Origin of the sequence: Mycobacterium malmoense, assembly GCF_019645855.1 — a bacterium.
GTDB classification, from domain to species: domain Bacteria; phylum Actinomycetota; class Actinomycetes; order Mycobacteriales; family Mycobacteriaceae; genus Mycobacterium; species Mycobacterium malmoense.
The window spans coordinates 3,868,002-3,887,756 of the sequence record NZ_CP080999.1 but is presented as its reverse complement, the minus strand read 5'-3'; the positions used below and the strand labels follow the sequence as shown (position 1 = coordinate 3,887,756).

Sequence of the window (19,755 nt, the reverse complement as noted above, 5' to 3'; positions counted from 1 at the left end):
GTGGTTGCCGATGCGAGCCGGTGACCTACCAACGGCGATTGGCCCCCTTCGGCAAGGAGGGGGCCAATCCGCTTATGTTGACGTGCTTCTCGGCAGGAGGCGCGGCCATCCAGTCGACCAGACCCCGACGCCGGTGTGGAATCGGTTCCATCCCAAGGCTTTCGGCTATCCAGGAGGGGACTGCAGACCAAACCGTCGGCGACCAGGCCGCCCCAACTCAAGCCTGAGTCATCGCATAGTAGGCGCCGCGCCGGGCCAGCAGTTCGGCGTGGTTGCCTTGTTCGACGATCCGGCCGGCGTCGACAACGAGAATGCGGTCGGCGTCCCGGATCGTCGAAAGACGATGCGCGATAATGAAACTCGTTCGATCTCGGCGAAGCTCGCACATGGCGCGCTGAATCAGGGCCTCGGTGCGGGTGTCGACCGAACTGGTGGCCTCGTCCAGGATCAACAGCTGCGGGCGGGCTAGAAACGCGCGCGCGATGGTGATGAGCTGCTTCTCGCCGGCGCTGATGTTGGCGCCGTCACCGCTGATCCGCGTCTGGTAGCCGGCGGGCAGCGTGTGCACAAACCGGTCGACATAGGCCGCGCTGGCGGCTTCCACCACCTCGTCGTCACTGGCGCCCGGCCGACCATAGGCAATGTTCTCCGCGATCGTCGCGTCAAAGAGCCAGGTGTCTTGCAACACCATGCCGATTCGCGAGCGCAGCGACTGCCGGCTCACCGTGGTGATATCGACCCCGTCGATCAGGATTCGGCCGGAATCTACGTCATAGAACCGCATAAGCAGATTCACCATCGTGGTCTTGCCCGCGCCGGTCGGGCCGACGATCGCCACCGTGCTGCCCGGTTCGGCCACCAGCGATAGGTCCTGGATCACCGGGGTGCCCGGCCGGTACGAAAAGTTCACGTGCTGGAACTCGACGCGTCCGCCGATGCGTGGGCCTTGGCCGTTGGGCGGCGGCAATGCCGGCGGCGGGACCGGCTCGGCGTCCGGCGACTCCTCGGGTTCGTCGAGCAGGTCGAAAACCCGCTCGGCGCTGGCGACCCCGGATTGCAGGGTGTTGTACATCCCGGCCACCTGGCTCAGCGGTGCGTTGAACTGCCGGACGTATTGAATGAACGCCTGGATGCTGCCGAGGGTGATCTGGCCGGTGGCCACCTGCACGCCCCCCACCACGGCCACGGCGACGTAGCCGAGGTTGCCGATGAACGTCGTCGCCGGCCCCACCAGACCGGAGAAAAACTGGGCCCCGAAACTGGCGTGGTAGACGTCGTCGTTGAAGCAGCGGAACTGCTCGCGCGCCACGGCCTGATGGCCGAACGTCTTGACCACCGTGAACCCGCTGTAGGTCTCTTCGATGTGGGCGTTGAGGCGTCCGGTGCTGGCCCATTGGGCCACGAACAGGCGCTGCGAACGGCGCGCGATCGCCCGCGTCGCCAGCAGCGACAGCGGCACCGTCAGGAGCGTGATCAGCGCCAACAGCGGCGAGATCGACACCATCATCGCCAGCACCGTCACCACCGTCAGGATCGCCGTCAGCAGCTGGCTGATCGTCATCGACAGCGACGACTGGACGTTGTCGATGTCGTTGGTGACCCGGCTCAACAGCTCACCACGTTGCCGCCGATCGAAGTAGGACAACGGCAGCCGGTGAATCTTGTCCTCCACGTCGGAGCGCAACGCGACCATGGTGCGCTGCACGGTGACGTTAAGCAGCCGGGCTTGCGCCCAAATGAGCAGCGAGGCAAACAGATACAATCCCAGCGCCAATACCAGGGTCCGTGCCACCGCACCGAAGTCCACGCCTCGGCCCGGCACGACGTTCATCCCCGACAGCAGGTCGGCGAAGGCGTTGTCACCTCGGTTCCGGGCTGCGGCGACGGCCTGTGCCTTGGTGATTCCGGCGGGGAGTCCTCGCCCGATGACGCCGTTGAACAGCAGATCGGTGGCATGGCCAAGGATCCGCGGAACGACGACCCCGATCGCCGTGCCCGTGACACCCAACGTGATCACCGCGATACTCAGGCTTCGTTGCGGCGCAAGCCGTTTCACCAACCGGGCCGCCGAACCCCAGAAGTCGCGGGACCGCCCGGCCGGTGCCGCGGCACGGGTCGGCGTGTTGACCGCCGCGGTCATTGCGTGCCCCCGACTCCCGCGCTCACCGATTGTGAATCGGCGAATTCGGCATAGGTGGCGCAGTCGACCAGCAGCGATTCGTGCGTGCCCGAACCCACCAGTTTGCCGTCATCGATGACGATCACCTGGTCGGCCTGGGCGGCGGTCGAAATCCGTTGGGTGACAACGATCATTGTGGCGCCACTGGACACCTCACGCAGCGACGCACGCACCCGCGCGTCGCTGTGCACGTCGAGCGCGGCGAACGCGTCGTCGAACAGATAGATGGCCGGGTTCCGGATGACCGCCCGCGCGATCGCCAGCCGTTGCCGTTGACCACCCGAGAAGTTGATTCCGCCCTGCGCGACGCGCATGTGCAGCCCGTCATCGTGGGCCCGCACGAATCCGTCGGCGTCGGCCACCCGCAAGGCTTCCCACATCTGGTCGTCGGTGATCACCTGGCCTGGGGTCGCGCCGTAGCGCAGGTTGTCGGCGACGGTGCCAGAGAAGAGGTGGCCGCGCTGGGGGACCAGCCCGATCGCCGACCAGAGCCGTTCGATGTGGTAATCGCGGACGTCGATGCCGTCGACCAGAACGGCGCCGGCCGTCACGTCGTAGAGCCGACAGATCAGCGACACCAGCGTCGACTTGCCCGAACCGGTGCTGCCGACGATCGCGGTGGTGGCACCGGGCAGTGCGGTCAACGAGATGTCTTGCAACACTGGGCGATCGGCACCCGGATAGGTGAACGTGGCGCCGTCGAGCCGCACCACGCCGGTGATTCCGCCGCGTGGGAACTTGGGGTTCGGCGGGTTTTGGACCGCGGCGTGGGTGGAGAGCACCTCGGTGATCCGTTCGGCGCACACCGACGCGCGCGGCAGCACCACCAGCGTCATGGTCGCCATCAACACCGCCATCAGGATCTGGGTGAAGTACGCCAGGAACGCGATCAGCGAGCCGACCTGCATTTGGCCGTGATCGATGCGCAGCCCACCGAACCAGATCAGCGCGACGCTGGACACGTTGACGGTCAGCGTGGTCACCGGCAGCATCAGCGCATGCCAATTACCGGCGGTCAGCGCGGTATTCGACAGCGCGGCGTTGGCGCGAGCGAACCGGTCGCGCTCAAAGCGCTCGCGCGCAAACGCCCGGACCACCCGGACACCGGTCAGCTGGTCGCGCATCACCCGATTGATGCCGTCGATCAGGCTCTGCATTCCGCGGAAGAGCGGCAGCATATGCGACATGATCCAGTAATTGGTGACGGCCATGATCGGGACGCTGACCAGCAGCAGCCACGTCAGCGCGGCCTCTTGGTGGATAGCCATGACGATTCCACCCGCGCACATGATCGGCGCGGTCACCAGAATGGTGCCGGCGATGTGCACCAGATACTGGATTTGTCGGACGTCGTTGGTGCTGCGCGTCAACAGCGTGGGTGCGCCGAATCGGGCGGTCTCGCGCTCGGAGAAGGTGGTGACGTGCTCGAAGATCGCGCGACGCAGGTCGCGGCCGAAGCCCATCCCGGTCCGGGAGCCGAAGTAGACGGCCCCGACCGAACACAACACCTGCAATCCGGTGACCGCCAGCATCACCATGCCGAGGCTGACGATGGTGGCGGTATCGCCCTTGGCGACGCCCTCGTCGATGATCGTCGCGTTGACCGTCGGCAGGTACAGCGACGCCAGGGTGCTGATCAGCTGGAGCACCATCAGCACCGCAACCAGCCGGCGGTACGGCTGGATGTACTGGCGCAGCAGTGCCAGGAGCATCTGGTAACTGTCGCACATCACAGGCGGTAGTCACGCGGCATGGTTGAGCGCCGGTGCCGCATCCGGCAGCGGGATCGAAATGCCTGTTCAGGTGGCGTGTCGGTGGTTGACCTCCCGGGCTGCCGCTACAGTGCATCGTGTGGACCAGCAGCAGGCTCGGCAAGGGCAGGGTAGCGGTGCGGGGTGACGTGAAGGCGCTGGCGCTTGCGGCGTCAGCCTTAACGATTCTGATCCCGACGGTCGCGGGGTGCTCCAGTTCCGGCGACAACAAGCCGGGGGCGACGGCGTCGTCGACGCCCGGGAACGCCGAAGGCCGCCACGGACCGATGTTCCCGCAGTGCGGTGGCATCAGCGACCAGACGGTGACAGAACTGACCAAGGTGTCCGGGCTGGTCAACACGGCCCGCAACTCGGTGGGATGCCAGTGGCTGGCGGGCGGCGGCATTCTCGGTCCGCACTTCTCCTTTTCCTGGTATCGCGGCAGTCCGATCGGACGTGAACGCAAGACCGAGGAGCTATCTCGCTCGAGTGTGGACGACATCAACATCAACGGCCATGGCGGCTTCATCGCCGTCGGCAACGAGCCCAACCTGGGTGACTCGCTGTGCGAGGTGGGCATTCAGTTCCAGGACGACTTCATCGAGTGGTCGGTCAGCTTTAGTCAAAAGCCGTTCCCGCCGCCCTGCGACATCGCCAAGGAACTGGCCCGTCAATCGATTGCGAACTCGAAATGACGGCCCGGACGTGGGGTCGACGCGGTGCTCGCACGAGCGTGGCCGTCTTGGTCGCCGCGCTGGTGGTCGTGACCGGTTGTTCGAGGGCCGTCGGGGGTAACGCCATCAAGGCCGGCGCGGGCGGCGTACCGCGCAACAACAATTCCCAACAGCAGTATCCGAACCTGCTCAAGGAATGTGAGGTGCTGACCAGCGACATCCTGGCCAAGACCGTGGGCGCCGATCCGCTCGACATTCAAAGCACGTTCGTCGGCGCGATCTGCCGGTGGCAGGCGGCCAACCCGGCCGGCCTGATCGACATCACCCGGTTCTGGTTCGAGCAGGGCAGCCTGAGCAACGAGCGCAAGGTTGCCGACTTCCTGAAGTACAAGGTCGAGAACCGCTCGATCGCGGGGATCGATTCGATCGTGATGCGTCCGGACGACCCGAACGGTGCGTGCGGGGTGGCCAGCGACGCGGCGGGAGTGGTCGGTTGGTGGATCAACCCGCAGGCGCCCGGCATCGACGCCTGTGGGCAGGCCATCAAGCTCATGGAATTGACGCTGGCGACCAACTCGTAGGCGCCGGCTCGTTGCCGCCAATTTTGGCGGCGTGTGGTCAGCGTGGGACTTGGAGGCCGACCAGTGCGGCCTGGCCGGGTTCCAGGTCCGCCCAGGCGCCGGGCACGGCCAGTATCGCGATCGCCGATGTGGGGAATTTCGCCGAAATGCGTTCCGCGACAGCGGTATCCGTATCCTCGTCGGCCAGGGTGAGCGCCAACGCGGACGTCGTCGGCTCGTGGCCGACGACGAGCAGGGTCGTGACGTCGTCGGGTACCTTGTTGATCTCCTCGATCATGATGCCGGGGGTGGTGTCGTAGAGCCGCTCGACGTAGCGCACCGGTGCGTCGATGCCGGTTTTGGCCAAGGTCTCCCGGGCGCGGGTCGCGGTCGAGCACAGCACGGCGTCGATGGTGGGCGCGTTGGCGCGCAGCCAGTCCCCGGCCAGCCCGGCTTCCTTGATGCCACGCGGCGCCAACGGCCGGTCATGGTCGGCGACGCCAGGAGGGTACGCCGACTTCGCGTGCCGCATCAGCAGCAGGGTGCGCCGATCACTCACCCGATCCACGCTAATCGTCGCGGTGCCAAAGCTGCTACCACTCGTCGTGGCGGAGGAGTTTCTGGGTGCGTGTGCCGAACGCCTCCCGAAGCGGTGCTATGTAGGAAGTGGTTCGATTGGGTTCCAACAAACGAGCTAAGGCGCTGGGGTTTTCACCCACGGCAGCGTGTGACGAGGTGCGCCGACTTCCATGAGTCAGCACGTTTACTTTTTTCGTGCGCTGGTCGGTCGCGAACGAAACGACCCCAAATGCTGCCGCGACTCGCCCCTTATGAGAGTTTGCCGAAGAATCCGAGCGCCGCTGGTGCGCCACAGCGCCAGCCACCAAATCGGCAAGCTGCAGCCCGTCAGTGCAGCGCGAGTCGGCGCATATAGCGGATACCAGGCTGGCAGTGCCTCAGGGGCGCCAGCCCAGTTGGAGCAGCAAGCCCAGGTCGTCACGGACGGCGCGGTGATGGGTGATCTGGCCGCCGGCGACCGTGAAGATGTGCACCTGTTTGTGGTTGATCCGCTTGCCGGTGGGTTCGATGCCGTTGAACACTCCGGTGTGCTCGCCGGTCATGGTGGCCGCGGCAATCACTGTCTCGTCCTCGGCCGCGGTCTCCTGCAGCTCGAACCGCAGATCGGAGAACGCGTCGCGCAGCCATCGGCTGGTGGCCAGGAATCCCGCGGGGCCGAGGAGCCGGCGTTCGACATCGTCCGGGTCGTCGTCGGCTTCCTGGTTCACGTAGCCGGGTGCGATGATTCGTTGGGCAAGCTCCTCGTCTCCGGTCTCGATCAGCCGGAAGGACTCGAGCGCAACGGCTTTCGGGTTCGTCATTCGGCAAAGGTTAAGGGGTATCACCGGGGGTGGTATTGGATGAAACGGACATACCGCCCGGGAGCGCGATGGGTGACGCCCCCGCCAGCGCCAGGCATTCATTGATCATGTGCGGCTGGTCGGCGTAGTTGGCTTCGATCGCCAACTCCGCCCAACGCGCTCGGGCGCCGCGGGTATGGATCAAGTCCAGCAGACGCTGGAATCGAAGGATTCGGCCAAACCGCTTGGGGCCGTAGCCGACAGCGGTCTCAAACCGGCGGCGCAGCTGTCGTTCGCTGAGGTCGACGGCGACGGCCAGGCTCGATACCGGCCGGCCCGGGTGTCGCCGCATTATCCCTATCGCCCGGGTGACGGCGGTATCGACCAACGGTTCGGCGCCGGCGAGGTAGCCGGTCAGCAGGGTTTCCAGCGCCGCCACGCGTTGACTGGGAGTCGTTGCGGCAAGGACCATCTCGGCCATGAGGCGGCCGCGGACACCGAAGGTCGAATCGAGGAGAACCCGGCGGTCGGTGAACTCGCTGACGGGCGGCCCGACGAAGGCGCCCGCCGCGCCCGGCCGCAATCGAAGACCGGCGAGCACGCATCCCTTGCCCGGCGGCAGGTCGTAGAAAGTGGTGGCGGGACCCGCGATCATGACGTGGCCCCCAGAGCTGACGAACAGGTCGACGCACCCGTCCGGCATCACACGCAAAGGTCGGCTCGCCGGGCCGGACCGAACCCAGCCGCATTCGACCAACGGCGCGAGCCGTCGATCGGGCCGAAACTCCCGGTACACGCCATCACCATATGCGTGCTGACGGTCGTTCAGTGGGCATCAACCAACGGCGGAAGCCTTCATCTTGTCATCGTCGACCGCCGCATGTAGGTCTGCCGCCCGCCGGTGGCGAAGGGTTCCGGCAGCTTCGGCTCCATCAATCGCAGTCGCGGCGCCGGGCTTCGCGGAGTATCAATCCAAGACCAACAGGGTGATTCCGCTGTTCGAGTTGCGGCAGGTCTCGCACGCCGATCACCGAGCCTGTAATTTTGCAGGCCGCTACTCGCACTTTCGCTGCATACTTACAGGCTCGGCGAAGGGTCCGACACGCCGGCGTGATCACCGCCGCGAGCGATGGCGCGTGCCCTGGGGTGAATGCGATCCTGCCGGGCGTGCACCACCAATTTACGGGGGCGACACGCCGCAATCAATGCGGGCGCGCCGCAGCCCACGCTTCTTCCTATAAGAGCAGGTCCGACCTTCAACCGAAGGTTTCTGCCCGACATGCTCCCGTAGAGCTCAAGCCCGAATCGCGATCACCGTACGCGGGCCACACCCCATGCCGGTGCGCGTCCCCAGAGTTGTCGGTGTCCAGTCCTAAACTCGCGGTGCCCCGACAGCTACGCAACCAGAAAGGGGGTCGCCGGGATGCGATTCCTGCACACCGCCGACTGGCAGCTCGGCATGACCCGGCACTTCCTTGCCGGCGACGCGCAGCCACGGTATTCGGCGGCCCGCCGCGACGCTGTGGCCGGTCTGGGGGCGCTGGCGGCCGAGGTGGGTGCCGAGTTCGTCGTGGTGGCCGGTGACGTCTTCGAACACAACCAGCTCGCCCCGCAGGTGATCGGGCAGTCGCTGGAAGCCATGCGCGCCATCGGAATTCCCGTCTACTTGCTGCCGGGCAACCACGATCCGCTCGACGCGTCCTCGGTGTACACCAGCGCGCTGTTCACCGCCGAACGCCCGGACAACGTCACCGTGCTCGACCGGGCCGGCGTCCATCGGGTTCGGCCCGGGCTGGAGATCGTCGCCGCGCCGTGGCGGTCCAAGGCACCGACCACCGACCTGGTCGCCGAGGTCCTCGAAGGCCTGACCCCCGGCCCCGCCACCCGGATCCTCGTCGCCCACGGCGGCGTCGACGCGCTCGACCCCGATCGTGACAAGCCCTCGCTGATCCGGCTCGCCAAGCTCGATGACGCGCTGGCCCGCGGCGCAATCCACTATGTGGCACTGGGGGATAAGCATTCGCTCACCCGGATCGGCGGCAGCGGGCGGATCTGGTACTCCGGCTCACCGGAAGTCACCAACTTCGACGACGTCGAATCGGACCCCGGTCACGTCCTAGTTGTCGACGTCGACGAAAGCACCGTTACCGTGGAGCCCCGGGATGTCGGTCGCTGGCGTTTCGTCACCCTGCACCGTCAAGTCGACACCAGCCGCGACATCACCGACCTCGACATGAACCTGGATCAGATGACCGGGAAGGACCGCACCGTGGTGCGGTTGGCGCTGGCCGGTTCGTTGACGGTCACCGACCGCGCCGCACTGGATGCCTGCCTGGACAGGTACGCCCGGTTGTTCGCCTGGCTGGGCCTGTGGGAACGCCACACCGACCTGGCCGTCATACCCGCCGACGGCGAGTTCACCGATCTTGGCATCGGCGGGTTCGCCGCCGCGGCCGTCGAGGAGCTGGTGGCAACGGCACGCGAGGGCGACGCGGAGTCCGCCGTCGATGCGCAGGCGGCGCTGGCGCTGTTGCTGCGGCTCGCCGATCGGGGGGCCGCATGAGGCTGCACCGGCTGGTCCTGACGAACTACCGCGGCATCGCGCACCGGGAGATCGAGTTTCCCGACCACGGCGTGGTGGTGGTGTGTGGTGCCAACGAGGTCGGCAAGTCGTCGATGATCGAGGCCTTGGACCTGCTGCTGGAATCCCGGGACCGTTCCACGAAGAAAGAAGTCAAGCAGGTCAAGCCGACCAACAGCGACGTCGGCTCCGAGGTTAGCGCCGAAATCAGCTGCGGCCCTTACCATTTCATCTATCGCAAGCGATTTCACAAGAAACGCGAGACGGAGTTGACGGTGCTGGCGCCGCGCCGCGAACAGCTGACCGGCGACGAGGCTCACGAACGGGTCGCGACGATGATGGCCGAGACGGTGGACAACGATCTGTGGCGCGCCCAGCGGGTGCTGCAGGCATCGTCGACCGCGGCGGTGGATCTGTCCGGTTGCGACGCGCTGTCGCGCGCGCTCGACGTCGCGGCCGACCATTCCGCCACCGACGCGGCGCTGTCCGGCTCCGAGCCGTTGCTCATCGAGCGGATCGACGCCGAGTGTGCGCGCTACTTCACCCCCACCGGACGCCCCACCGGCGAGTGGGTCGCCGCGATCTCCCGGCTGGCCGACGCCGAGGCCGCGGTCGCCGAATGCGCGGCGGCGGTCGCCGAGGTCGACGACCGGGTGCGTCGCCACGCCGTCCTGACCGAGCTGGTGGCCGAGCTGTCGCAACAGCGGATCGCTGCCGGCCCTCGGCTGGCCGCGGCGCGCACGGCCGCCGACAGGATCGCCGAACTCACCAACCAAACGCGTGAGGCCAAGCTGGTCGCCGCCGCCGCCGCGGCGACCAACGCCGCGGCGGCCGCCGCCCACGACGAGCGGTTGCGGTTGCTCGCCGAAATCGACACGCGCACCGCGACTGTCGCCGCCGCCGAGGCCAAAGCGCAAGAAGCCGCCGAAGCGCGGGCGACGGCGCGCGCCGCCGCCGAGGCCTCGGCCGCCGCGGTCGAGGAAGCCAACCAGCTCCTGACCTACCTGCAGCGGCGCGCCGAATCCGCCCGCCGTGCCGTCGATCGGCTCGCCGCCCGCGAGGAGGCCGACCGGCTGAGCGCCCGGCTGACCAAAATCGACGCCATCCAGCGGGACCGCGACCGGATCTGCGCGGAGCTTTCCGAGCCTCCAGTGGCCACCATCACCGAGGAGTTGCTGCGGCGCATCGAGAACGCCGCGGCCGCGGTCGATCGCATCGGCGGCCAGTTGGCGTTGATGTCCGCGGCGATGGAATTCACCGCGGCCGCCGACATCGAGCTCGTCGCCGCCGACGAGCGGGTGTCGTTGTCGGCGGGCCAAACCTGGTCGATCACGGCGACCGGCCCCACCACCGTCGAGGTGCCCGGTGTCCTGACCGCGCGGGTCACCCCCGGAGCGACCACGCTCGACATCCAAGTCAAATATTCTGTGGCACAAGAAGAATTGGCGGCCGCGTTGAGAGCCGCCGATGTGGTCGACCCTGCGGCCGCACGATCCGCCGGCCAGCGTCGCCGCGAACTGCAGGCCGGCCGCGACCAGTTGAGCGCCACCCTGGCCGGCCTGTGCGGGGATGAACAGATCGAACAACTGCGCTCGCGGCTGGCGCAGCTGCGCGCATGTCAGCCGGCCGAACCCGACCTGGTTGCGACGGACATCGCCGCCGCCCGCGCCGAACTCGATGCGGCGGAGGTCGCCCGCGCGGCCGCGACCGTCGAATGCGAGGCGCGTCGCACGGTCGCCTCTGCCGCGGCCGCGAAGCTCGCCGAAACATCCACGAGCGCAACGATTCTGCACAACACGTTCGAGACCCAACGCGCCGAGCTGGACGCAGCCACCGACCGGCTGGCCCGGGAGCGGGCGTCGGTCGGAGACGAGGACCTGGCGGCGTCGGCGGACACGGCGGCGCGGGCGGCACAAACCGCCGAGCGGCGGGTCGCCGAGCTGGCCGACGAGCTGGCGGCCGCGGAGCCGGAAGTGGTGACCGCCGAATTGGCCGCCGCCATAGAGGAAGCCGAGTCGCTGCGCGATCGCTACGAAGACGCCGCCCGCGCGTTGCGCGAGATCACCATCGAACTTTCGGTCTTCGGCGGCGAAGGTCGCCAGGGCAAGCTGGACGCGGCGGAGACGCAACGTGAGCACGCCGCCAGCGAGCACGCCCGGGTCGGCAGCCGGGCACGGGCCGCGCAACTGCTGCGCTCGGTGATGACGCGCCACCGCGACACCACCAGGCAGCGCTACGTCGAGCCCTACCGCGCCGAGCTGCAACGGCTCGGCCGCCCGGTGTTCGGGCCCACGTTCGAGATCGACATCGACAGCGACCTGTGCATCCGCGGCCGAACCCTGGACGGCGTCACGGTGCCGTACGAATCCTTATCCGGTGGGGCCAAGGAGCAACTCGGCATCCTGGCGCGGCTGGCCGGCGCCGCCCTGGTCGCCAAGGAGGACAGCGTCCCAGTGGTAGTCGACGACGCGCTGGGTTTCACCGATCCCGACCGGCTGGCCAAGATGGGGGAGGTGTTCGACACTGTGGGGGCGCACGGGCAGGTGATCGTGCTGACGTGCAGTCCGCATCGTTACGACGGCGTCAAGGGCGCGCACCGCATCGACCTCAACGTTTAACGACGCCGCCGAGCGATCGTCACGCTTCTCGGCAGAATGGAGCCATGGCGGGCCGACACCGATGACGATGAGCGACAAACGGCGCCGCGCGCAGGAAAAGCTGGCGGCATTGCCCGGCGTGCGGCCGGTACGCCGGCCGATCTCACCGGGCAATGCCGAGGAGTTCGACCTGTACTACGTGCGCAGCGGGCGCAAGTCCGCCCACCCGCTGGTGATCATCCCGGGGGGCCCGGGAGTGGCGTCGGTGCAGATGTACAAGGGACTGCGGCGCCGGGCCGCCGCCGCCGGCCTCGACGTCATCATGATCGAGCACCGCGGGGTGGGAATGTCGCGCCACGACGACTCGGGCGCCGACCTGCCCCCGGAGGCGCTCACCGTGAACCAGGTCGTCGACGACGTGGCCGCGGTGCTCGACGACGCCCACGTGGACTCGGCCGTCGTCTACGGCACGTCGTACGGCACCTATATCGCCGCCGGAGTCGGCGTCCGCCATCCCGGCCGGGTGCGGACGATGATCCTCGATTCCCCGCTGCTGTCACGGTACGACATCGTGATCGTGCGCGACGCCATCCGTGGGCTGCTGTTCGACGGCGATACTCCGGAAACCGCCGCACTGGCGTCCAAGGTTCGCAAGCTCGTCGACGCCGGGGTGATGACGGCGTCGGCGGGGGAGGTCGCCGCGACCATATACGGCTACGGTGGGGCGCGGCTGCTGAATCGGCAACTCGACCTGTTGCTCAGTGGCCGAACGATGTTGTGGCGGGCGCTGTCCCGGCTCACCTCCGTGGTCAACCGCAAGGTGCCGTTCCGCTACGAAATCGATCTGGTGCGCCGCATCGCATTCCGCGAACTCGACTATGCGTCCGAACCCGACGGTCTACCGCTCGATCCCGCCGCGGCGATACGTGAAATAGTAAGCGACACTGACGCTTTCGAGGCCGAGCCGTATGATCTGGTGGCCGAGATGCCGAAATTCACGTGGCCGACGGTGGTGGTTTCCGGTGGCCGCGATCTCACCACTCCGCCGGCGGTGGCCGAGCGTGTGGCGTCGCTAATCCCGAATGTGGTGCTGTTGAAACTGCCCACCATGGCGCATAGCGCGCTGGACTTTCGTGAGCCCGCCGCCCTGGCCATCGCCGGCGCGGTATGCCGCGGCGAATTCTACTCGCTCACCGGTCAAGGGCCGGCGCTGGACGCGCTCCCGGCGCGCCCCGCGCTGCGCGTGCTGTGGAAGGCGGTCGAATTGGCGGCCATCGCCGAGGGCGCCCTGCCGGCGGTTGCGCCGCTGGTTCGCCGAGCGTAACGCCACCGCGAAACGCCCGCTGCTATTTCGCAGTGGCGTTACGCTCGCGGGCAACGCGGGCAACACGGGCGATACGCCGGTCAGGTCCGCATGAACCCGATCGCGGTGTAGTTCAGGTCGGCGAGACCGGCAGCGCCGAAATTGGCCAGCGTGCTACGCACCGCGACGTCACCGGGAGACTGGGTGAGCGGCAGGCTGAATCCCTCGGCCCAGATGAGCTTGTCGAGGTCGTTGGCCAACGCCTGCGCCTTGCCGGGATCGAGCTCTTCGAGCGTCCGCTCGATCGCCGCGTCGATCTCCGGGCTGCCGATCTTGCCGAAGTTGCTCGCGCCGTCGGACTGGTAGATCTGGGTCAGCGCCGACAGGGGGAACGCGTCGCCGAGCCAGCCGAACTGCGCGATGTCGAAGGCCCCGACGTTGACGTAGTTGGTGAAGAAGCCGCTGCCGGCCCGGGCCACCAGCTCGAGCTTGACCCCGATCTGGGCGAGACTGTGCTGGGCGATCTGGGCGAACACCCGGCTGCCCTGCGCGTCGTAGAACAGGTCGCGGATGACCAGCTGGCGACCGTCCTTCTCCCGGAACTGGCCATTGAGCTTCCAGCCCAGGGCGTCGAGCTCCCGTCTCGCCTCGGCCGGGTCGTAGGGGACGGCCGCACTGTTGTCCTGGTAGCCCTTCTGCCCGGCGACGTAGATGTGGTTGTTCAGCGCCACCGGGTCACTGGTGAGTCCGTACTGGACGACCTTGGCGATGGTCTGACGGTCGATGCCCTTGGACACGGCAATCCGCAGCGCCTTGTCGGCCAGGATCGACCCGGGGGCGCCGTTGAACGTGAAGTGGGACCAGCTGGGGGCGGGGGCGCGGCGGATCGAGATGCCCTTGGTGCGCTGCGCGATGGCCAGCTGGTCCACCGTACCGATTCCGGTCGCGTCGATCGTGTTGTTCTGCAGCGCCGGCAGCCGCGCGGCGTCATCGAGCACCAGGTAGGTGATGGTGTCCAGGCGCGGCCGCTTCCCCCACCATTTCGGGTTGCGGGTCAACACGATTCGCTGCGTGGTCCGGTCCAGCGAGGAGACGACGAACGGACCCGCCGACGGGCCGGGCCCGTCGAGCTGGCCCTTGTTGAACGCCGCGGGCGTGGCGGTCATGCTGGCGGGCAGCAGCATGCCGTTGCCGGCGAACATGCCGCGCCACTCGGCGTACGGCTTGGCGAATGTCACGATGGCCTGCCGATCGTCGACACCGCGGGTCACCGAAGCGACGCGGTCGGCGCCGTTGGGTCCGGCGATCTCGAAGGTATTGTCGGCGCCGCTGGTGGCGTGGATTTGGCTGGCGATGTCGCGCCAGGTGATCGGCGTGCCGTCGGACCACACGGCCTTGGGATTGATGGTGTACGTGACCACTTGAGGTGCGGTCCCGGTGAGTTCGACGCTGGTGAAGTAGTCGGTGTCGACGGTCGTCGAGCCGTCCGGTCCGATGACGAACGCCCGCGGCAAGGTGGCCTTCATCATGGCGGCAACCTCCGCCGAGTTGCCGTCGATGTTCAGAATGTTGAAGTTCGGCGGAAAGTCGCTGAGCGCCAGCCGCAGATTGCCGCCGTCCCGCAGCGTGGCGGGATCCTGCGGGTTGATGTCGCTGGTGGTGCCGATCCGGGCGTTGCTGCCGGTCGGCGGCGTCAGGTTGATGGCCGGCGAGCAGCCGGTAAGCGCCACACCGGCCACCAGCAGCAGAATCCCCGTGTGGCTCAACGCATTTTGCAATCGAGTCTGCATCCAGCGTCGGGATTGGCCGCGGAACAGCGCCGTGAGCGCAGACTCGACGCCGTGAGCGCGGGCTCGGCGCCGTATGCCGCTAGCCACGATCGCCCGGATCCGGTTTCGGCACCGCGGCCAGCAGCCGCCGCGTGTACTCGTGTTGCGGATTGGCGAAGACCTCCTGGCTATCGCCCCGCTCCACGATGGTGCCGGCATACATCACGACCACCTGGTGGGCGAGGTGTTTGACCACGGAAAGATCGTGGGACACAAAAAGATACGAGAAGCCGAACCGCTCCTGCAGGTCGAGCAACAGGTTGATGATCCCGGCCTGGATGGACACGTCGAGCGCGGACACCGGTTCGTCGAGGGCGAGAATTTTGGGCTCCAACGCCAGCGCCCGCGCGATACCGATGCGCTGCTTCTGCCCGCCGGAGAACTCGGCGGGGTAGCGGCTGGCGTCCGCGTGCCGCAATCCCACGATGTCGAGCAGCTCGGCGACCCGCGCGTTCGTGCCGCTCTTGCTAAACCCGTTGGCCCGCAACGGTTCGGCGAGCAACTCGAAGACGGGCAGCCGCGGGTCCAGGGACGCCACCGGGTCCTGGAACACGACCTGGATGTCGCGTCGCAGCGATCGCCGGCTCGCCCGGCTCAGGGTGGCGACATCGGTGCCGAGCACCTCGATCGATCCCGATTGCGGCGCAGCCAGTTCCAGGATCTCGTGCAGGGTGGTCGACTTGCCCGAACCCGACTCACCGACGATTCCCAGGGTGTGCCCCTGCCGCAACTCGAAACTGACGCCGTCGACCGCGCGGACCTCGCCGACGGCGCGGCGGAACACGACGCCCTTGGTCAGCCGGTAGGTCTTGACCAGGTCACGCACCCGCACCACGACCGGCGAGTCGCCGGGCGCCGCCGCGTGGGTGTCGGTGTTGACCCCGTAGATGTCGGCGGCGCTGCGCCCGTCGACCTGGTCGGTGCGGATGCAGGCCGCCCGGTGCTCGGCCCCGACCTCAACCAATTTCGGTTCCTCGGAACGGCATTCATCGATGACCAGGGGGCAGCGCGGCGCGAACGGGCATCCCGGGTCCAGGCCGACCAACGACGGGGGAGCGCCGGGAATGGGCACCAGCCGGGTGCCCTGCGCGGCGTCCAACCGGGGAACCGAGCCCAACAGCCCCACGGTGTAGGGCATCTGGCGATCGCGGTAAAGGTCGTGCACGCCGGCGAACTCGACGATCCGGCCGGCGTACATCACCAGCGCCCGGTCGGCGAACTCGGCGACCACCCCGAGGTCGTGGGTGATGATGAGCACCCCCGCGCCGGTGACGTCGCGCGCGGTCTTGAGCACCTCGAGGATCTGCGCCTGCACGGTGACATCCAGCGCGGTGGTGGGCTCGTCGCAGATCAACAGGTCTGGATCGTTGGCGATCGCGATCGCGATCACCACCCGTTGCCGTTCGCCACCGGAGAGCTCATGCGGAAACGCGCGGGCCCGCCGCTCCGGCCGCGCAACGCCCACCAGCTCGAGCAGTTCCACCGCGCGCCGGCGGGCGGCCTTCCTGCCGACGCGCGGCTGGTGGACTTCGATCGCCTCGGCGATCTGGTCGCCGACGGTGTAGACGGGCGTCAGCGCGGACATCGGGTCCTGGAACACCATGCCGACCGCCTTGCCGCGGAACCGCGACATCGCGTCGTCGTTGAGCCCCAGCAACTCGGTGTCGTGCAACCGGACCGAGCCGCGCACTTTCGCGTACTCCGGCAGCAAGCCCACCACCGCCATCGCCGCCACGGATTTGCCCGATCCCGATTCGCCGACCATCGCCACGACCTCCCCGGCGCCGATGCGATAGCTGATGCCACGCACCGCGGTCACCGGTTGGCCGTCGGTGGGAAAGGCGACGGCCAGATCGGTCACTTCGAGCAGCGGGCTCATCGAGCGCCGCTCCCGGGGTCGAGCGCGTCGCGCAGCCCGTCGCCGGTCAGGTTGGCGCACACCAGGATCAGCACCAAGACCCCGGCCGGAAACAGGAACACCCACGGGAAGGTGGTCGCGGACTGGGTGCCGTTGGCGATCAGGGTGCCCAGTGACACATCGGGCGGCTGGATGCCGAAACCGAGGAAGCTCAGGCCGGTTTCGGCCAGGATGGCCGAGGCGACGTTGAGGGCGGCGTCGATGATCAGGATGGACGCCACGTTGGGCACCACGTGGCCGACGATGATCCGGCGGCTGGAGACGCCCATATATCTTGCCGCGCGGATGAATTCGCGCTCACGCAGGCTCATGGTCATGCCGCGGACCATGCGTGAGCTGATCATCCAGCCGAAGCCGGCCAGCAGCAGCACCAGCAGCAAGATGTTGGCCGAGTTCTTGGTTCGCGGTGTGACGATGGCGATCAGGATGAAGCTGGGTACCACCAACAGCAGGTCGACCAGCCACATCAACGCGCGGTCCCGCCAGCCGCCAAAGTAGCCGGCGACGGACCCGACGGTGGCGGCGATGCCGGTGGAGATGACCGCGACGCAGACGCCTATCAGCATCGACTTCTGCATTCCCCGCAGGATTTGCGCCAACAAATCTTGACCCAGCGCGTTGGTGCCCAGCCAATGGTGGATGTTCGGCGGCTGCAGCAGCGCGTTGAAATCAAGGTCGTCATACGAATAGGGCAGCAGCGAGGGCAGCGTGTAACAGCCGACGAACAGCAGCACCAGCAGCGTCAGCGACGCCACCGCGAGCCGATTGCGCGCGAACCGGCGCAGCACCAGCGTGCGGCGTGAGGTGAAGCCCACCACTTCCGAGCCGGATATCCCTTGGGCGGCAGCGGTTTCGGTGCGGGTCATGACACCCGGACCCTCGGATCAAGCGCCGCGTAGAGGACATCGGAGAGCAGGCCGGCCGTCAACACCGCCGTGCCGGAGAACAGCGTGATCGCCGCGATGATGTTGGTGTCCTGGGTCGCGATACCCTGCACCAGCCATTCGCCCATGCCGTGCCAGCCGAAGATCTTCTCGACGAATACCGCCCCGGTGACCAGCCCGGCCACCCCGTAGGCGAACAGCGTGGCCAACGGTATCAGTGCGGTGCGCAGCCCGTGTTTGAGCAGCGCGCGCCGGCGGGTGAGCCCTTTGGCGCGGGCGGTGCGAATGAAATCCTGCCCGAGCACGTCGAGCATGGCGTTGCGTTGATATCGGCTGTATCCGGCGGCGGCGATCAGCGTCAGGGTCAGCGTCGGCAGGATCAAGTGCCGCAACCGGTCCAGCAGCTGCGCCCCGGCGCCACCGACCACGCCCGGTGACGTCTCCCCGGTGTAGTCGAAAAAGTGGATGCCAACGGCCCAGTTCACCCGCAGGGCGCCAAGGATCAACAGGTTGGCGATGACGAACGACGGGGTGCTCAGCAGGAGCAACGCCACCATGGTGACGACGCGGTCGCTGAGCCGGTACTGCCGGATGGCGCCCCATGCCCCGGCCGCGATGCCCAGCACGGTGCCGGCCACCGAGCCAATGACCAGTAGCCGCAAGCTGACTCCGACGCGGCGCCAGAGCGTGGTGGCGACGGGCTGGCCGGTGATTGTCGTCCCGAAGTCGCCGCGAACGACGTGGGAGGCCCAGTGCGCGTAGCGGATCGGGATCGGCTTGTCCAGGCCGAGGGCGTGGGCCTTGGCGTCGATGACGGCCTGCGGGGGGCGTGGACTGCGCTGCAACAGGCTGTCCAGTGGCGAGAAGGCCAACGAAGTCAGGCAGTACGTCAAAAACGACGCCAGCGCCAGCAGCACGAGGTAGTTGAGCAACCGGCGCGCCAGAAAGCGAATCATGCCCGACCGACCCGCCCGTGCCGCATTGGGACAGGTTAGCGAGCCGAACCTGAACCGGCCGGATGGCGCTGCCGCGGCTGCGCCGACCGCCCCTTGTGATCCGGCTGATTTTCATGCGTGAGTACCGGTGGCCGGACGATTAAGATGCAGCGCGGCGCCGATCTACCCAGCAAATTGGTGCCGCGATACCCGGAGGAGGCGTGCGTGACCGTTACCGACGACTACCTGGCCCACAACACCGAATACGCGAGCACCTTCAAGGGCCCACTCCCGATGCCGCCGAGCAAACACGTCGCCGTCGTCGCGTGCATGGACGCCCGGCTCGACGTCTACCGCATCCTCGGCCTCAACGACGGGGAAGCGCACGTCATCCGCAATGCGGGCGGGGTGGTCACCGACGACGTCATCCGCTCGCTGGCCATCAGTCAACGGCTGCTGGGGACCCAGGAGATCATCCTGATTCACCACTCCGACTGCGGGATGCTCACCTTCACCGACGACGACTTCAAGCGCGCAATCCAGGAGGAGACCGGCGTCAAACCGCCATGGGCGGCCGAGTCATTCCCCAACATCGAGGAGGACGTCCAGCAGTCGCTGCGCCGGATCGCCAACAGCCCGTTCGTCACCAAGCACGTGTCGCTGCGCGGCTTCGTCTTCGACGTCGCCACCGGCAAGCTCGAAGAAGTCACCGTCTAGCCCGCTAGCCGACCTTGTAGGTGGCGATCGCTTTGGCGATCAGCCTGCCCTCCGGGTCGACGATCTCTGCCTCGCAGTTGACCAGCGACCGGCCGCGCCGCAGCACCCGGCCCACCCCGATCACGTCGCTGGCCCGGGCCGGCGCGATGAAGTCGAGCGCCATGGACACCGTCACACCCCGCAGTTCCGGGGGCGCGTCCGCGCCGCACCACGCCGCTGCCATGACGGTCAGGTCGGCCAGGGTGGCAATGGCGCCGCCGTGGACCATGTCGCCAATCGTGACATTGGACGGGTCCCACGGCAGCCGCAACCGGACTTCGTCGTCGCGCAGCTGATCGGCGACGATTCCCAGTTTCGCGACGAACGGCGATTGGGGGAGGAACTCCGCGATGACGTCGCGGCCGCTCTGCACTTCGGTGGTCATGCGTCCATGCTTTCGCACCGGCCGGCCGCCGGGAAGGGGCCGCCG

The 19,755-nt window shown here is 67.6% G+C and carries 16 protein-coding genes; 6 read left to right on the top strand and 10 right to left on the bottom strand.

The annotated features are described in order from the left end of the window. Window positions 1-217 precede the first annotated feature (217 nt). Both K3U93_RS17820 and K3U93_RS17815 read right to left on the bottom strand, forming a co-directional pair. Complete coding sequence (locus K3U93_RS17820) at window positions 218-2,140, bottom strand: ABC transporter ATP-binding protein (protein WP_083011161.1); 1,923 nt, start codon at window positions 2,138-2,140, stop codon at window positions 218-220. Continuing rightward, window positions 2,137-3,891, bottom strand: coding sequence for an ABC transporter ATP-binding protein (locus K3U93_RS17815; RefSeq protein WP_083011194.1), 1,755 nt, complete (start codon window positions 3,889-3,891; stop codon window positions 2,137-2,139). The genes K3U93_RS17820 and K3U93_RS17815 overlap by 4 nt, the downstream gene beginning before the upstream one ends. Before the next feature lie 176 nt (window positions 3,892-4,067). On the opposite strand from K3U93_RS17815, the gene K3U93_RS17810 reads away from it, so the two are divergent. After that, window positions 4,068-4,625 (top strand): DUF3558 domain-containing protein, encoded by a 558-nt coding sequence (locus K3U93_RS17810; protein WP_071509245.1) that lies wholly within the window; start codon window positions 4,068-4,070, stop codon window positions 4,623-4,625. Next, window positions 4,622-5,185 (top strand): DUF3558 domain-containing protein, encoded by a 564-nt coding sequence (locus K3U93_RS17805; RefSeq protein WP_071509191.1) that lies wholly within the window; start codon window positions 4,622-4,624, stop codon window positions 5,183-5,185. The genes K3U93_RS17810 and K3U93_RS17805 overlap by 4 nt, the downstream gene beginning before the upstream one ends. A 37-nt stretch (window positions 5,186-5,222) precedes the next feature. Here K3U93_RS17805 and K3U93_RS17800 read toward each other — a convergent pair whose 3' ends face one another. The 3 genes from K3U93_RS17800 to K3U93_RS17790 all read right to left on the bottom strand — a co-directional run bounded on the left by K3U93_RS17800 (window position 5,223) and on the right by K3U93_RS17790 (window position 7,318). After that, the gene (locus K3U93_RS17800; RefSeq protein WP_083011195.1) at window positions 5,223-5,696 is read right to left on the bottom strand and encodes a SixA phosphatase family protein; all 474 of its coding nucleotides are present in this window, start codon (window positions 5,694-5,696) and stop codon (window positions 5,223-5,225) included. A gap of 424 nt (window positions 5,697-6,120) precedes the next feature. Continuing rightward, entirely contained in the window at window positions 6,121-6,543 is a 423-nt protein-coding gene (locus tag K3U93_RS17795) for an ester cyclase (RefSeq protein WP_139797047.1), read from the bottom strand. A gap of 10 nt (window positions 6,544-6,553) precedes the next feature. Then, entirely contained in the window at window positions 6,554-7,318 is a 765-nt protein-coding gene (locus K3U93_RS17790; protein WP_338156877.1) for an AraC family transcriptional regulator, read from the bottom strand. Window positions 7,319-7,945: 627 nt separating this feature from the next. On the opposite strand from K3U93_RS17790, the gene K3U93_RS17785 reads away from it, so the two are divergent. The 3 genes from K3U93_RS17785 to K3U93_RS17775 all read left to right on the top strand — a co-directional run bounded on the left by K3U93_RS17785 (window position 7,946) and on the right by K3U93_RS17775 (window position 13,024). Beyond that, window positions 7,946-9,085 carry a metallophosphoesterase family protein gene (locus K3U93_RS17785; protein WP_071509193.1) on the top strand — a complete coding sequence of 380 codons (1,140 nt, stop codon included), beginning with the start codon at window positions 7,946-7,948 and terminating at the stop codon, window positions 9,083-9,085. Continuing rightward, entirely contained in the window at window positions 9,082-11,721 is a 2,640-nt protein-coding gene (locus K3U93_RS17780; RefSeq protein WP_071509194.1) for an AAA family ATPase, read from the top strand. The genes K3U93_RS17785 and K3U93_RS17780 overlap by 4 nt, the downstream gene beginning before the upstream one ends. 61 nt (window positions 11,722-11,782) lie before the next feature. Further along, the gene (locus tag K3U93_RS17775; protein WP_071509195.1) at window positions 11,783-13,024 is read left to right on the top strand and encodes an alpha/beta hydrolase; all 1,242 of its coding nucleotides are present in this window, start codon (window positions 11,783-11,785) and stop codon (window positions 13,022-13,024) included. Window positions 13,025-13,104: 80 nt separating this feature from the next. Here the strand turns inward: K3U93_RS17775 and K3U93_RS17770 are convergent, their stop codons facing one another. The 4 genes from K3U93_RS17770 to K3U93_RS17755 form a co-directional block, all read right to left on the bottom strand. Continuing rightward, window positions 13,105-14,793, bottom strand: a complete 1,689-nt coding sequence (locus K3U93_RS17770) for an ABC transporter family substrate-binding protein (protein WP_071509196.1) — start codon at window positions 14,791-14,793, stop codon at window positions 13,105-13,107. A gap of 79 nt (window positions 14,794-14,872) precedes the next feature. Further along, window positions 14,873-16,711, bottom strand: coding sequence for a dipeptide ABC transporter ATP-binding protein (locus K3U93_RS17765; RefSeq protein WP_083011163.1), 1,839 nt, complete (start codon window positions 16,709-16,711; stop codon window positions 14,873-14,875). Continuing rightward, a complete protein-coding gene (locus K3U93_RS17760; protein WP_139797064.1) occupies window positions 16,708-17,568 on the bottom strand; it encodes an ABC transporter permease in 861 nt (286 codons plus the stop codon). The genes K3U93_RS17765 and K3U93_RS17760 overlap by 4 nt, the downstream gene beginning before the upstream one ends. Window positions 17,569-17,612: 44 nt before the next feature. After that, complete coding sequence (locus K3U93_RS17755) at window positions 17,613-18,590, bottom strand: ABC transporter permease (protein ID WP_083011164.1); 978 nt, start codon at window positions 18,588-18,590, stop codon at window positions 17,613-17,615. Window positions 18,591-18,794: 204 nt separating this feature from the next. On the opposite strand from K3U93_RS17755, the gene K3U93_RS17750 reads away from it, so the two are divergent. Continuing rightward, a complete protein-coding gene (locus tag K3U93_RS17750) occupies window positions 18,795-19,286 on the top strand; it encodes a beta-class carbonic anhydrase (RefSeq protein ID WP_083011197.1) in 492 nt (163 codons plus the stop codon). Window positions 19,287-19,290: 4 nt separating this feature from the next. On the opposite strand, the gene K3U93_RS17745 is transcribed toward K3U93_RS17750, so the two are convergent. After that, a complete protein-coding gene (locus K3U93_RS17745; protein WP_083011198.1) occupies window positions 19,291-19,710 on the bottom strand; it encodes a PaaI family thioesterase in 420 nt (139 codons plus the stop codon). Window positions 19,711-19,755 lie beyond the last annotated feature (45 nt).

Excerpts from the sequence above, each read along its gene's own strand:
- K3U93_RS17820 (WP_083011161.1), bottom strand. The coding sequence starts at position 2,140 with ATGACCGCGGCGGTCAACACGCCGACCCGTGCCGCGGCACCGGCCGGG.
- K3U93_RS17815 (WP_083011194.1), bottom strand. The coding sequence starts at position 3,891 with ATGCTCCTGGCACTGCTGCGCCAGTACATCCAGCCGTACCGCCGGCTG.
- K3U93_RS17805 (WP_071509191.1), top strand. The coding sequence starts at position 4,622 with ATGACGGCCCGGACGTGGGGTCGACGCGGTGCTCGCACGAGCGTGGCC.
- K3U93_RS17800 (WP_083011195.1), bottom strand. The coding sequence starts at position 5,696 with ATGCGGCACGCGAAGTCGGCGTACCCTCCTGGCGTCGCCGACCATGAC.
- K3U93_RS17795 (WP_139797047.1), bottom strand. The coding sequence starts at position 6,543 with ATGACGAACCCGAAAGCCGTTGCGCTCGAGTCCTTCCGGCTGATCGAG.
- K3U93_RS17785 (WP_071509193.1), top strand. The coding sequence starts at position 7,946 with ATGCGATTCCTGCACACCGCCGACTGGCAGCTCGGCATGACCCGGCAC.
- K3U93_RS17780 (WP_071509194.1), top strand. The coding sequence starts at position 9,082 with ATGAGGCTGCACCGGCTGGTCCTGACGAACTACCGCGGCATCGCGCAC.
- K3U93_RS17775 (WP_071509195.1), top strand. The coding sequence starts at position 11,783 with ATGACGATGAGCGACAAACGGCGCCGCGCGCAGGAAAAGCTGGCGGCA.
- K3U93_RS17770 (WP_071509196.1), bottom strand. The coding sequence starts at position 14,793 with ATGCAGACTCGATTGCAAAATGCGTTGAGCCACACGGGGATTCTGCTG.
- K3U93_RS17765 (WP_083011163.1), bottom strand. The coding sequence starts at position 16,711 with ATGAGCCCGCTGCTCGAAGTGACCGATCTGGCCGTCGCCTTTCCCACC.
- K3U93_RS17755 (WP_083011164.1), bottom strand. The coding sequence starts at position 18,590 with ATGATTCGCTTTCTGGCGCGCCGGTTGCTCAACTACCTCGTGCTGCTG.
- K3U93_RS17745 (WP_083011198.1), bottom strand. The coding sequence starts at position 19,710 with ATGACCACCGAAGTGCAGAGCGGCCGCGACGTCATCGCGGAGTTCCTC.